Source organism: Nocardia sp. NPDC050413, from assembly GCF_040655475.1.
GTDB lineage: Bacteria > Actinomycetota > Actinomycetes > Mycobacteriales > Mycobacteriaceae > Nocardia > Nocardia coubleae.
The window spans coordinates 189,876-203,529 of record NZ_JBFAJZ010000003.1; the positions used below are offsets into that span (position 1 = coordinate 189,876).

The following is a 13,654-nucleotide window of genomic DNA, read 5'->3' on the forward strand; positions in this document are numbered from 1 at the left end:
GCGAGTGCTCAGCGGAAGTCGCGGGACCGGGCGACGATGCGCAGGTCGAGGTGTTCCAGATGCTCGGCGACCAAGCTCGCCACCCCCTCGGCGTTCTGGATGCGGCCACGGATGAGCAGGGCGGTCGCGCTCTGGGCCAAGCGCCGGTAGCGGGTCCACAGCCCGACCGAGCAGACGACATTGATCATGCCGGTCTCGTCCTCGAGATTCAGGAAGGTGACACCGGCGGCGGTGGCCGGACGCTGCCGGTGGGTGACCGCACCCGCGACGAGGATGCGTGAACCGTCCTCGACGAGCAGCAGATCGGCGGCAGGCACCACGCCGAGTGAATTCAGATGGGCGCGAAGGAATTCGGTGGGGTAGGTACCGGGCGAGATACCGGTCGCCCACACGTCGGCGGCGGCCAGCTCGAGGGCGCTCATCCCGGGCAACGACGGAGCCTGCGTCACCGCACCGGTCCCCGGCAACAGATCGGGCCGCTCCCCCGCCGCCGCACCCGCCGCCCACAACGCGGCCCGCCGCACACTGCTGCCCCGCGTACCCCGCACCGACCCGCCGCCGTCCACCACGGCCCCACTCGCAGCCGACGACGGATCGGTGTCGACCAGCATGTCGAGGGCGCCTGCGGTGGCGAGGGATTCCGCTTGGGCGACAGTCAATCCCACTCGCGCGGTGAGGTCGAGCATCGAGGTGTAGGGGCCGTGTTCGGTGCGTTCGGTGACGAGGCGTTCGGCGAGGTCGTCGCCGATGTGGCGGACGGCGGCCAGGCCTAGGCGCACCTCGGTGCCCGCGTTCTCCAGGGTGGGTTCGGCGCGGCTGGCGTTGATGTCGGGGCCGTGCACGAGCACGCCGTGGCGGCGGGCATCGGCGACCAGCGACTGCGGTGAGTAGAACCCCATCGGCTGGGCGCGCAGCAACCCGGCGCAGAACGCGGCCGGGTGGTGCAGCTTGAACCACGACGAATAGAACACCAGCGCGGCGAAGCTCTGCGAATGACTTTCGGGGAAACCGAAATTGGCGAAGGCGTAGAGCTTTTCGTAGATGCGGTCGGCCAGGTCGCCGGTGATGCCGTGCAGCTCACGCATGCCCTGATAGAGGCGACTCTTGAGCCGTTCCATCTTCTCCGGTGAGCGTTTGGAGCCCATGGCGCGGCGCAGCTGATCGGCTTCGGCGGCGCTGAAACCGGCGACATCGATGGCCATCTGCATCAGCTGCTCCTGGAACAGCGGGATGCCGAGGGTGCGCGACAGCGAGTTCTCCAGCGCCGGATGGTCGCAGACCGCAGGTTCTTTGCCGTTACGCCTGCGGATGTAGGGATGCACCGAGCCACCTTGAATAGGCCCCGGCCGGATCAGCGCCACTTCGACCACCAGGTCGTAGAACTTTCGCGGCTTCAACCGTGGCAGGGTCGCCATCTGCGCGCGCGATTCCACCTGGAAAACCCCGATCGAATCGGCGCGCTGCAGCATCTCGTAGACGGCCGGTTCGGTGAGGTCGAGGGCGTGCAGTTCCACCTGCTCGCCCTTGTGCTCACGCACCAGGTCGATCATGTAGTGCAGGGCCGAGAGCATGCCGAGGCCGAGCAGGTCGAACTTCACCAGACCGACCGCCGCACAGTCGTCCTTGTCCCACTGCAGCACGCTGCGGCCCGCCATGCGCGCCCATTCCACCGGGCACACATCGGCGATGGGGCGGTCGCAGATCACCATGCCACCGGAGTGGATGCCCAGATGCCGTGGCAGACCGTCGAGTTCGCCTGCGAGCTCGAGCACGGCGTCGGGGATATCGGTGCCGGTCTCCTGGCTCACCCCGGACCAGCGGCTCACCTGCTTGCTCCACGCGTCCTGCTGACCGGGCGAAAAGCCGAGCGCCCGGGCGGCATCGCGCACGGCCGACTTGCCGCGATAAGTGATCACGTTCGCCACCTGAGCCGCGTAGTCACGGCCGTACTTGGCGTAGACGTGCTGGATGGCCTCTTCGCGCCGGTCGGATTCGATATCGACGTCGATATCGGGCGGGCCGTCGCGTTCGGGTGAGAGGAACCGCTCGAACAGCAGATTGTTGGCGACCGGATCGACATTGGTGATGCCGATGGCGAAGCAGACCGCGGAATTGGCCGCGGACCCACGGCCCTGGCACAGGATGTCGTTGTGCTTGCAGAACTCGACGATGTCGTGCACGACGAGGAAGTAGCCGGGGAACTCCAGTTGTCGGATCACGGCGAGTTCGTGCTCGATCTGCTTGTACGCCCTGGGGTCGCGTTCGGGAGGTCCGTATCGTTCGGCGGCGCCGCGGTAGGTGATCTCACGCAGCCAGGAGTTCTCGTCGTGGCCCGGGGGCACCTCGAACGGTGGCAGTTTCGGGGCGATCAAGCCCAGGTCGAAGGCGCATTCTCGGGCCAGGGCCGTCGCATTGGTCACCGCGTGCGGGTACTCGGCGAACAACCGCGCCATCTCCGCGCCCGAACGCAGATGCGCGCCGCCGGTGCTGGGCAGCCAGCCTGCCATGTCGTCGAGGCTGCTGCGCGAACGGATCGCGGCCAAGGCCATGGCCCGGCGGCGCTGAGCGGGCGCGGCGAAATGCGCACCGGTGGTGGCCAGCACGGGCAGCCCGAGCCGGTCGGCGAGGGCTACCAGGTAGCCGTTGCGTTCGTCGTCGGTGGCGATGCCGTGGTGGGTGAGTTCCACGCTCACGCGGTCGGCACCGAAACGTTCGACCAGATCACGCAGGGCCGCTTCCGCTTCGGGCAGGTCGGTGTCACCCGCGAGCAGGTCTTGCTCGAGAGCGGTGCGCAGGTGACCTTTGCGACAGCCGGTGAGGATGTGCCAGTGGCCGCCCGCCGCGGCGGTGAGCGTGTCCAGGTCGTAGCGCAGGACACCCTTCTCCCCCGCCGCCATATGCGCCGCGGCCATCTCGCGGGAGAGGCGGCGGTAACCCTCCTGACCCCGGGCCAGTACCAACAGGTGCGGGCCCGCCGGGTCGGGAAAACCGGTGCGTGGCATCGAATTCGGGGCAGCCACGTGCCCGGGGCGGCGATCCCGGCGGCCTGACGACGCGTCGCGCGCATCGCCGATCTCGCGCAAACCGCCGCGCGGAACAGTACGGCGCCGGACCGCATCCCCTCGGCCCGGCGCCGCCTCCGCATCGGTTCCCAGTGACAGTTCGGCACCGAAAACCGTTGGCATTCCCCATTCCCTGGCCGCCTCGGCGAACCGGACGGTCCCGTAGAACCCGTTGTGGTCGGTGAGCGCGAGCGCCTCGAGGCCGAGTCGCACCGCCTCCTCCACCAGCTCCTCGGGCGGGCTCGCGCCGTCGAGGAAGCTGTAGGCCGAGTGGGCGTGCAGCTCGGCGTAGGGCACCGCCGGGCCCGCCGGGAGTTCCAGTTCGGGAGCACGGTATTCGCCGCGTTTGCGCGACCAGGCCGGGCTGTCGCCCCCATCGCCCGGGTGCATCTCCTCGGCCGGGCGGGCACTCGGCTTGCCCGAGAGCACCCGTTCCAGCTCCGACCAGGTCGGCGGCCCGTTGCTCCAACCCACGCACCCGCTCCTCTCCCTACCCCCTCACCTCGATCGCCCTGCCCGACACCTCAATTCGCAGGCAACCGCTCCATCGACTGCGACTCCAGCGCCGCCTCCACATGGGCCAGGCCCGCCCGGATCACCGCGCCGTAGGCATCGTTGGCGAGCACGTCCAGGTGGCCACGGGCGATGGTCAGCTGCATGCGCGCCATGTCGAAATCGCCTACCCGGCGGTGACTGTCGGCCAGATTCAGGTACAGCGAGGGCAGGAATCCGCGCAGCCCCTCGTCCAGCGGGATGCCCGGCCCGAACACCGCGGCCAGGGCCCGCTGGTCCCACAGCAACGCGCCCTCGGGTAGTTCCTGCACATCGGCAAGGTGATGTGCCACCACGCAGCGATGCAACGGGTCGCCGCCCTCCCCTAGTTCGTCCCAGAGCCGGGTCAGCGCCGCGCGCGCCGCCGCAGGGTCGAATCCGCCGAGCCGCACCGCGGCATAGATGTCCGCCATCCGATCGTCCGCCATGCCCCCAGTATCGCACATACGTTCGAATATCCACCAGAGGCGTTCGAACATATTTTCGAGTTTCTCACAGGTCTGGTCGCGTAACTTACTTTGAAGTAAGTTAGAGGGAGCGAGCTGCAAAGGAGCAGTGATGTCCCAGGTTTCCCCGAAGAACCGGCGCGATCTCACCGGAAGGCACGTGGTGATCACCGGCGCGTCCTCCGGCATCGGACGTGCCGCCGCCCTCGCCGTGGCCGACAAAGGCGCCGTCGTCCTGCTGCTGGCGCGGCGTAGCGACGAGCTGGCCCAGGTGGTCGACGAGATCCGCGCGGCGGGCGGGCAGGCGCACGGCTACCAGTGCGATGTGACCGACGCCGAATCCGTCGAATCGACCGTCAAGACCATCCTCGACCAGCACGATCACGTCGACATGCTGGTCAACAACGCGGGGCGGTCCATCCGCCGCGCCATCCACCGTTCCACCGACCGCCTGCACGACTACGAGCGCACCATGGCGGTCAACTACTTCGGCGCGCTGCGGATGACCATGGCGTTGCTGCCACAGATGCGCGAACGCGGCTTCGGCCACATCGTCAACATCTCCAGCGCCGGCGTGCAGGTGGCGACGCCACGCTTCTCCGCCTACCTCGCCAGCAAGGCGGCGCTGGACAAGTTCACCGAGGTGGCGGCCGTCGAAACCCTCGCCGACGGAGTCACTTTCACCACCATCCACATGCCGCTCGTGCGCACACCCATGATCGCCCCGACCGGCGAACAGGGCCCCGCCGAATCACCGGAATGGGCCGCGGCCACCATCGTCCGCGCCCTCACCGAACGCCCCAAACGCATCGACGTCCCCCTCGGCACCCTCGCCGAGTACGGCGCCCTGTTCACCCCCAAACTCCGCGACCGCATCCTGCACCGCTACTACCGCGCCATCCCGGATTCCCCCGCGGCCAAGGGCGAGGCGAGTACCCCCGATCCCGACCCCACACCCCCGGCACCGCAGCCCGAGCCCAAGAAATCCCCCGTCCGCACCGCCGCAGGCGCCGCCGTCCGCCGTGCCGCCCGCTGGGTCCCCGGCACCCACTGGTAGCCGCTTCAAGATCACCACGGAAGGCCGGCTGCTTCGACTTCGGCCAGCCTCCATGCGGGGTCCTTACGCACGAGCGGATCCGCGAGCTCGGACAGCCGCCGTTGAGAACGGGCGTCGCAGGGGGCGGGAGCGCTCGCAGGCCTTGCCGGGTGGTGTGCGTGTGTCAGAGGGTGGGGAGTTGTTCGATGGAGACCGGTTCGAGGTAGCCGGCGGGTTTGGGGTTGGCGTTGCAGCTGGCCGGGCGCGGGAGTGCGGGGGTGGTGCGGGTGGTTACGCGCCAGCGGCGGCCGTCGCGGTGGGTGACGATGGCGGCGCCCGCGAGGGTCGGGTCGTGTGTGGGGGTTGGGTCGAGGGTGACGGTGAGGGCGTCGGCGGGGGCCGGGACCTGTTCGCGGACAGCGACTTCGGCGAGCTGGGCGATCGGGGGGTAGCAGCTGCGGCCGCGTAGGCCGGTGAGGGAGACCTCGCCGGTGTCGGCGGCGGCGAGCAGGTCGCGGGCGGCGGGGATGTCGACGCGGCCGTAGGTGAGGCCCGACGGGAGCAGGACGACGGCGGGGGCGAACCGGTGGCCGCCGGTGTGGGATGCCTCCCAGACGCGGCCGGGCTGTTCGGCGGCCAAGGCGGCGGCGATCGGGCGGCCGAGGCGGGCGCAGCACTGGTCGCGTTTGCCGTGTGCGCAGACCAGGACGATCGGATCGTCCACCGGCACACCGATTTCGGGGGCTGGCCCGTCCACCAGGTGCAGATCGATATCGAAAAGCTCACGGAGGTCGGTGATCTCGAATCGCACACACCACGAACCCTCGGGCCGCGCACTGGCCAGCAGCACCGTGCGCGTGCCGGTGAACTCGTAGCGCCCGGGACGGCGGATCAAGGTGGGACGCACCTTCGCCGCCGACGTGCACGCGGCCAGTTCAGCGGTGATCTCCGGCCCGAGCACCTCGTCACCCAGCACATCGCGCCCCCACGCCCCGGGATGCTCGATACACAACCACCCCGTGGCGTGCACCGCCGTACCGAGCAGCGGAAGGTCGGCAGCGGCCGCCGAACACACCATGCCCTCGAACGGATTCATCACCGCACCTCCTTCCTCGCTCGCCGGGGCGTTCCCTGACCGGAGTTCACTGTAGAGGCGCCCGGCAGTGCACGGCTCACACCCTTGCCGAGCAGCGGTGACAGCGAAGCAGTCCACGGCCGAGGAGATCGACCGACAGCAGCGCGGTGCTACTCGTAGACCCCTTCGGCGTGCCAGTTCTGCTCGTCGTGGACGAGTAGGACCGCGCGGATCTCGGTGGGGTGGGCGTCGAGCTGGACTTGGACGCGGACGGCCGTGGTGGCGTGTTCGGCAGCGGACCACCAGCGTTCCACGACCGGCCAGGGGCCTGCCCAGCCGAGCAGGGACCACTGTTTGCGGCCCCAGCGCAGGATCGCGGGGTCGGCGGTGAACAGGCCCCGGTCGGTGACGCCGACCTCGGTGCCGTCGGCGGCGGTCAGGTGGACGGTGGGGCGGTGCAGCAGGAGCAGGGTGGGGGCCGGTTCGGGGAGGCGGCCGGGCCACGGGTGGGCGGGGTCGGCGGTGGGGGTGAGTTCGTCACCGAGGGCGATCATGGTGATGCGTTCGGCGGGGCCACGACCGCCGCTGAGCACACCGATGCGCACCGCTTCACCGCCGAGCAGGCCCTGCACTCGCACCAGCGCGCGCCTGGCGCGTTCGGTCTGTTCCCCCTCACCGCCCCACAGACCCAGCTGCAACGCGCCCGAGGCGACCACCTCGACCGGTTCCAGGGTGAGCGCGACGATGGGACCGGTCGGGCGGGCGCGATGAGTGAGCCAGCCGTCGAGTTGCCAGCGGACCCGGTCGGCGGTGTCGGGCGGGGTGAGCGGGCGCGCGCACCGCCAGATCCTGGTGAGCTCCTCGCCGGTCTCGGTGCGGGCGGTGACGGCGAGCCGAGTGCACGACACCCCCGCCGCCGACAGGGCCGCGTGCAGGCGGGTGGACAGCTGTCTGCCCGCGAAGGCGGCCGCGTCGACCCGGTCGATGGGTGGGTCGCAGGCCAGCTCGACGGCCAGTTCCGGGGCAGGTCTGCGCGCCGAAGGCGGGCGTTCCGGGAGGGCGCGCGCCATGCGATGGGCGTGCGCGGCGTCGGCACCGAACCTCGACGTCACCTCGGCGGGTGCGAGCCGGGCGAAGTCGCCGATGCGGCGTAAACCCAAGCGGTGCAACAGGTCCGTGAGGTCGACGCGGTCCGGTGCGGACAGACTCGGTTCGGCCGCGAGCTCGGACACGGGCAGCGGCGAGAGGTAGCGGGCACCCTCCCCCGGCTCGACGATCGCGCCGCGCCTGGCCGCGATGACCGCCGTCGACATGGCATCGGCGATCCCGATCTGCGCCTCGGCGCCTGCCACCGCGACCGCGTCGATCAACCGCTCCGCCGCCGCCTCCTCGGACCCGAAATACCGTGTGGCACCCCGCGCCCCGAGCACGATCAGCCCCGGCCGCAACACCTCGACCCCCGGCACGGTGGCATCGACAGCCGCGACCACCGGCTCGAACAGCCGCGCATCCCGATCCGGATCGTCCTGGGCTACAACGAGTTCCGGACAGCACCCTTGTGCGTCCCGCCTGCGCATCCCACGCCGCACCCCCTCGGCCCGCGCGATCGCCGAACACGCGACAACCCGGTTCCCGCGCAACACCGCGATCGGCCGCTGCGCCGCCACCCCCATCCCGGCCGCCGCCGCCACCGCAGGCCAATCCGGGCACCACACCGCGACCACCCGGTCAGCGCGCCTCACGACAACACCCCGACCACACGGCCCCGCCCCACACCACGACCCCGCGGACGGCGGTCGATCGCGCCCGGTCGAGGGGCGCGGGGTGCGCGATGGAGGTGCTCATGCCCATCGCGCGAAGGTGGGCAACGGACGCGGGGTCACGACACGGCCTCGCGTAAGGCGGTCACTTCGGTTGGGCGTGCGACGTTCTCGCGGGCCAGCCATTCGGTGCGGCCCGCGCGGGCGCACAGGTCCATGCGGCCCTGGCGGGGTGGGCCCGCCTTGGCGCTGACGCGCACGTCGAGGCAGACCGAGCGCAGGCGGCCGCGGCCGGGGCCCAGGCCGTCGTAACCGGCGACGCGGGTGTCCAGGCGCAGCGCCGGGTTGGTCCACTCACCGCCCGCGACGACGAGAGTGGTGCCACGGTTGCGGGCGCGGGCGGCGAGCACGCGGCAGCGAGCCGGGGGGACGGCGAGGCCGTGCAGGCCGAGGACCACCAGGTCCAGGCCGTCGAGCAGGACCGCGGCCACCTCGGCGGGGTCGGGACCCGGGTCGGGGACGACCGCGAGCCGCGACAGCTGCGCACCCATCTCGGCGGCGGCCAGCAAACCGAGCCGCGGCAGCCCGACCACCGCCGCGTGACCACCGCCCGCGGTGACCGCGGCGAGCAGACCGGTGAGCAGCGAGTGCGCACCGGAGTAGGCGACCACCGACCCCTTCGGCAGTCCGCCGTCGGGAAGCAGGTCGGCCAACGGTGCGGGAACGGGCAGCAGATCGCGGCGAAGTGGCTGTTCACGGGGTATGTGTGCGGCCACGGACGCGCCGCGACCCGGCACCGAGGCCATCCGCCTGCGCAACTCGTCGAGCGTGTGCTCGCGCGTACCCGGCTCGGGCGGCAAACCGTTCGAACCCATCAACACCACCTACTTCCACGATGGACCCGCGAGCGGCGAACCGCTCGTCACCGAAACGACAGCACCGTTCCAGCTATCGATCGTATTCGAATATACGTTCGATCGCGACCAGCGTGACAGGCACCCCTGTCCCTGTCCACAGGGAAGATCCCGGCCAGTCAGCGGCAGATTCGGCTACCCTCGCACCCGTGACCGAACGTGCTCGTCCCCATATCGGCCCCGACTACCTGGTCGCGGGCCGCTACCGCCTGCAGTCGAAGCTGGGCGGGGGTGGCATGGGCGCCGTCTGGCTGGCCACCGATCGGCTGCTCAACCGGGAAGTCGCGATCAAGCAGGTGCTCACCACCGCCGGCCTGAGCGAGGCCGAGGCCGAGCGGGTGCGCAACAGCATCGTGCACGAGGGCCGCGTGGCGGCCAAGCTGTCGCACGAGCACGCCATCGCCGTCTACGACGTGGTGATCGAAGCGGGCGAGCCGTGGCTCGTCATGGAGTACTTACCCTCGCGCAGTGTGGCCAAGGCGCTCTCGCTGGTGGACGCACTGCCCGCGGTGGAGGTCGCCCAGATCGGCGCGCAGGTGGCCGACGCGCTCGCCGCCGCCCACGCCGCGGGCATCGTGCACCGCGATATCAAACCGGGCAACATCCTCGTCGCCGACCGCGGCCCCGACCTGGGCAAGGCGAAACTCAGCGACTTCGGCATCTCCCGTGGCGCGGGCGACCCGCACGGTGACGAACCCGACGGCGTGATCACCGGCACCCCCGCCTACCTGCCGCCCGAGGTGGCGCGTGGCGCCCAGCCCACCGAGGCCAGCGACGTGTTCTCCCTCGGCGCCACCCTCTACACCGCGCTCGAGGGTCAGCCGCCGTTCGGTTTCGACGACGACGAGAACGATGTGGTCACCCGCGCCGCGATGGGCCGCATCATCCCGCCCACCCGCAGCGGCATCCTCACCCAGCCGCTGCTGCACATGCTCGAGCCCGCGCCGCAGCGCCGCCCGACCATGGCCGAGGCCCGCGACGAGATCCTCACGGCCGCTTTCGGTCCCGGCACCGGCGCCTACATTCTCGGTGTCCCGCTGCGCACCGAGGACGGCACCATCCCGGCCTGGGCGTCGCGCAGCGGCGCCAGCGGCGTGCGCAGCCCCAATGCCCAGCCGCTGCCCCGCCCGCACCGCGCACCCCTGGCCACACCCGCCGCGCGCCCCCAGCGCACCGGCAGTTTCTTCGACGACCTGCCCAACGGCGCGCCCTTGGCGATCGGTGCGGGTGTGTTGATCGGCCTGGTCATCCTCATCGCCCTCATCATCGCGGTGATGTAGGCGCTGCCTCGCCCGGGGCCGCTCATTCGATGCGGCGGCGATGGGCCCATCTGGTCAGTGCGTTGCGGTTGGACTGCTGGGTTTTGCGCAGCACGTTCGAGGCGTGGGTCTCCACGGTTTTCACCGAGATGAACAGGCTTTCGGCGATCTCGCGGTAGGTGTATCCGCGGGCGAGCAGACGCAGCACTTCCAGCTCGCGCGGGGTGAGGGAGTCCAGTTCGGGGTCGAGTGGCGGTTCGGGGACCGGGGAGCGGCCGGTGAACGAGTCGAGGACGAAACCGGCCAGCCGTGGACTGAACACCGCGTCACCGCCCGCGACGCGGCGGATGCCGTCGGCCAACTCGGCGCCGGAGATGGTCTTGGTGACATACCCGCGCGCGCCCGCCCGGATCACCGCGATCACGTCCTCGGCCGCGTCCGACACGCTCAGCGCCAAACACACCGGGCCCGAAGCGATTCCACTCAGCACCGCGACACCGCCGCCGTCGGGCATGTGCACATCGAGCAGCACCACATCCGGTTTCGCGGCGTCGATCCCGGCGACGGCCTCCGCCACGGCCCCGGCCTCACCGACCACCTCCATGTCGGCTTCCCGGCTCAGTTCCGCTCGCACCCCCGACCGGAAGACCGCGTGATCGTCGACCAGAAACACCCGCACACTCACTCGAGACTCCTCATTCGAACCGCGAACCTGATGCTCATCGGTACCACACCACGATGTCCGGGCGACGCGATCGGGCCATCAGCGCCCCCATCATGATGTCCGCGTGACGCAACCGGACCATCAGCGGTCACACCACGACATCCGCGCGGCCGCAACCGGACCCTCCACGGCCACATCACGACATCCGAGCGACGCAACGGTGCCCTCCCGCCACCACAATGTCCGAGCCGCGCAACCCGGCGTCAGCGGCCGACCGGATGATCACGGTGCGCCTGGTCCAGACGCAGGGCGACGGTCGGCGAATCGGCGTCGGTCGGCTGTTCCGCCTCGCTCGGCTCGGAGGTACCGGAGTCCGTGCGCGGCATGACGATCCGCACCTCGGTGCCGCGCCCGACGGTCGAGTCGATCTCGGCGGTACCGCCGCGCCGCTCGACACGCGCGCAGATCGACTTGGCGATCCCGCGCCGGTCGGCGGGAACCGACGACACGTCGAAACCGGCGCCGCGGTCGCGCACGAAGATGCTCACCTGGTGCGGTTCGGTTTCGGCGAACAGGTCGATCTCGGGCACGTCGGCGTGCTTGGCCGCGTTGACCAGCGCCTCGCGGGTGGCGCCGAGCAGGGCCGTGAAGTGCTCCTTGGGCAGTCCGGCGCCGGTGTCGCCGGGGTCCATCGCGACATCGCCGACGGTGACGGGGGTGACCTTCACACCGTGCTGGTCCTCCACCTCACCGGCGATGGTGCGCAGGGCGGCGGACAGGCTCGAATGCGCGGGCGCGGCATCGTCGAAGAGCCATTTGCGCAGTTCGCGTTCCTGGCTGCGGGCCAGGCGCAACACTTCCTGGGGATCTTCGGCTTGCCGCTGGATCAGCGCGAGGGTTTGCAGCACCGAGTCGTGCAGGTGGGAGGCGATCTCCTCGCGTTCCTCGTTGCGGATGCGGGCGCCGCGTTCGGCGTTGAGGGCGCGGACCATGCGCAGCCACAGCGGCACCGTGAGCAGGCCGGCGCCGACCAGGGTGACCGCCACCGCGATCAAGGCCGAACCGAGCGAGCTCAGGTCGATACGGGCCAGCACGACGACACCGAGCCCGAACACGATCAGCGTCGCCCCGGCCACGATGCGCGACCAGGTGACCACCGATGGTCGCGCGGGCAACCCGAACAGCGCCCGCGGTCCCGGCGCGGCCACATCGTATTCGCGCCACACCAGAGCGGCGCCGACCGCCACGACGACGACCGGCACGATCACCTTCGCCGCCGTGCCCTGGAACAACCAGCCGACGGTGACCGCGAGCACCATCCCGAGCAGCGCGAGCCCGATCGCCTGCCTGCGCTCGTCGCCGGTCGGTGCGGTCGCGTCGCCGCCGGCCGGGGTGAAGATCCACAGCAGGCCGTAGGCCACCAGGCCCGCACCGACCAGCGCGGACAGCAGCACGAACGCCAGCCGCACCTTGAACACGTCGACGCCCAGGTGATCGGCCAGGCCGCCCGCGACGCCACCGATCACCCGGCCACCGGTCCGCCGGACCAGCCGGGGGGTCGTCGGCGATGTCGGGTCGCCTGGTTCGGACGCGGGAACCGGGAGCACACCGGGGAGATACCCGCGCGGCACGCCGTAACCCGGCGGCGGGACGGGCGAGTAGCCGACGGCCGGACGGTACGGCGACGGCGTGGGCAGATACTGCGCGCCAGGACGGTACTGCTGGGCGACACCGTACTGCTGAACCCCGCTGTACTCCGGGCCTGCACCGAACTGCTGGGCCGCTCGGCGGTACTGCCGGACAGCTTCGCGATACCGCCTGCCGCTCGGCCGAGGCGCCACGGGCCCCGGCATGCGCGCGGAGCCGTTGATCCCGGGGGCGAAGCCGGGCCCGGGTAGCCCCTGGGCGGCGGTGCGGGTGGGAACAGACGGATCCATACTTCGATACTGGCACGCGCGAGCGGTAGCCGACATCAGGAAAGACCCTGATCTGTGCCCCGATGTCCCCGATTCCGTGCCGACCTGCGGCGCACCCTGTCCGGTCCGGACAAAAATCAGCGATGACCTGCGACTATTCGCAAACCGGTGCAATAGAGGAAAACCGGCGGCGAATGCCGGACCGGAAAACCGAAAGTGCCGCCCCCAGCAGGGCTTTCAGCGATCACACCGGTATTTCGAAAGCCCGGGCACAGACGATCTTCCTACGTTGATGGCAGGCCGGAACCACGGCCGCCGCTTCAGGGGAGGAACACGTGAACATCATCACCACCGTGCTGGGTGCCGCCACCATCGGACTGAGCACTCTCGGGATGACACCGATCGCCTCGGCCACGCCGATGGCACCGCACGAATCGACCTACCACGGCCCCGAGGGCTTCCAGCTCACCATCGGCCATACCGACCAGTCCTACCGGCTGGTCCCCCCACTCAACGCCATGCCGACCAACCGTGAGGTGTTCCTGAACAACACCGCCTACGTCACCGCACCGCCCGGCGCGACCGGTGACCTCAGCTCCGGTTATCTCGTGGCCTGTGCCGTCGACCTGGAATTGTCGGTCGGCCTCGACGGCGGGATCTCGGTGGATGCGGGGGCGAGCGTGGGATTCGGCTCGTCGGGTCCCGACGGCTCGGTCGATATCGGTCCGTCGATCTCGGCAGGTCTGAACCTGAGTTTGTCGCTGGCCCCCGGCGAGATCAAGAAGATCGACATGGGATCGATGCCGTTGAGCTCGGGCACCACCTACCTGGTGAACCGCGACTTCCACCTGATGGTCGGCAACTGCGGCGGCCCGCTCAATGTCTACTCCTGGGCGACGGTCACCGCCGGAACCGGTCAGGTCGAGGCCACGAACTCGGTCTTCGGCGACACCATGTTCCTGTAGCCGAA

The 13,654-nt window shown here is 70.3% G+C and carries 10 protein-coding genes; 3 read left to right on the forward strand and 7 right to left on the reverse strand.

Translation table 11 applies throughout. The features are described 5' to 3' along the window. Positions 1–8: 8 nt before the first annotated feature. Positions 9–3,536: an error-prone DNA polymerase gene (locus AB0I19_RS10700; protein ID WP_357147091.1), complete on the reverse strand. Its 3,528-nt coding sequence runs from the start codon at positions 3,534–3,536 to the stop codon at positions 9–11. A gap of 50 nt (positions 3,537–3,586) precedes the next feature. Continuing rightward, positions 3,587–4,042: a hypothetical protein gene (locus tag AB0I19_RS10705; protein ID WP_084457285.1), complete on the reverse strand. Its 456-nt coding sequence runs from the start codon at positions 4,040–4,042 to the stop codon at positions 3,587–3,589. Between the two features lie 130 nt (positions 4,043–4,172). On the opposite strand from AB0I19_RS10705, the gene AB0I19_RS10710 reads away from it, so the two are divergent. Beyond that, positions 4,173–5,117, forward strand: a complete 945-nt coding sequence (locus AB0I19_RS10710) for an SDR family NAD(P)-dependent oxidoreductase (RefSeq protein WP_357147094.1) — start codon at positions 4,173–4,175, stop codon at positions 5,115–5,117. A gap of 163 nt (positions 5,118–5,280) precedes the next feature. Here the strand turns inward: AB0I19_RS10710 and AB0I19_RS10715 are convergent, their stop codons facing one another. The 3 genes from AB0I19_RS10715 to AB0I19_RS10725 form a co-directional block, all read right to left on the reverse strand. Further along, positions 5,281–6,192 (reverse strand): sucrase ferredoxin, encoded by a 912-nt coding sequence (locus AB0I19_RS10715; protein WP_357147097.1) that lies wholly within the window; start codon positions 6,190–6,192, stop codon positions 5,281–5,283. 149 nt (positions 6,193–6,341) lie between these two features. Beyond that, positions 6,342–7,844 (reverse strand): DNA polymerase Y family protein, encoded by a 1,503-nt coding sequence (locus AB0I19_RS10720; protein WP_357147722.1) that lies wholly within the window; start codon positions 7,842–7,844, stop codon positions 6,342–6,344. Between the two features lie 206 nt (positions 7,845–8,050). Further along, positions 8,051–8,806, reverse strand: coding sequence for a hypothetical protein (locus tag AB0I19_RS10725; RefSeq protein ID WP_357147100.1), 756 nt, complete (start codon positions 8,804–8,806; stop codon positions 8,051–8,053). Positions 8,807–8,994: 188 nt separating this feature from the next. On the opposite strand from AB0I19_RS10725, the gene AB0I19_RS10730 reads away from it, so the two are divergent. Further along, positions 8,995–10,125, forward strand: coding sequence for a protein kinase (locus AB0I19_RS10730; RefSeq protein WP_357147103.1), 1,131 nt, complete (start codon positions 8,995–8,997; stop codon positions 10,123–10,125). Between the two features lie 22 nt (positions 10,126–10,147). On the opposite strand, the gene AB0I19_RS10735 is transcribed toward AB0I19_RS10730, so the two are convergent. Further along, on the reverse strand, positions 10,148–10,783 hold the full coding sequence (locus tag AB0I19_RS10735) for a response regulator transcription factor (RefSeq protein ID WP_067491188.1): 636 nt from the start codon (positions 10,781–10,783) through the stop codon (positions 10,148–10,150). A gap of 248 nt (positions 10,784–11,031) precedes the next feature. After that, a complete protein-coding gene (locus AB0I19_RS10740) occupies positions 11,032–12,705 on the reverse strand; it encodes a PspC domain-containing protein (protein WP_357147106.1) in 1,674 nt (557 codons plus the stop codon). Positions 12,706–13,019: 314 nt separating this feature from the next. Here AB0I19_RS10740 and AB0I19_RS10745 point away from each other — a divergent pair, with 314 nt between their 5' ends. Beyond that, complete coding sequence (locus AB0I19_RS10745; protein WP_357147108.1) at positions 13,020–13,649, forward strand: MspA family porin; 630 nt, start codon at positions 13,020–13,022, stop codon at positions 13,647–13,649. Positions 13,650–13,654 lie beyond the last annotated feature (5 nt).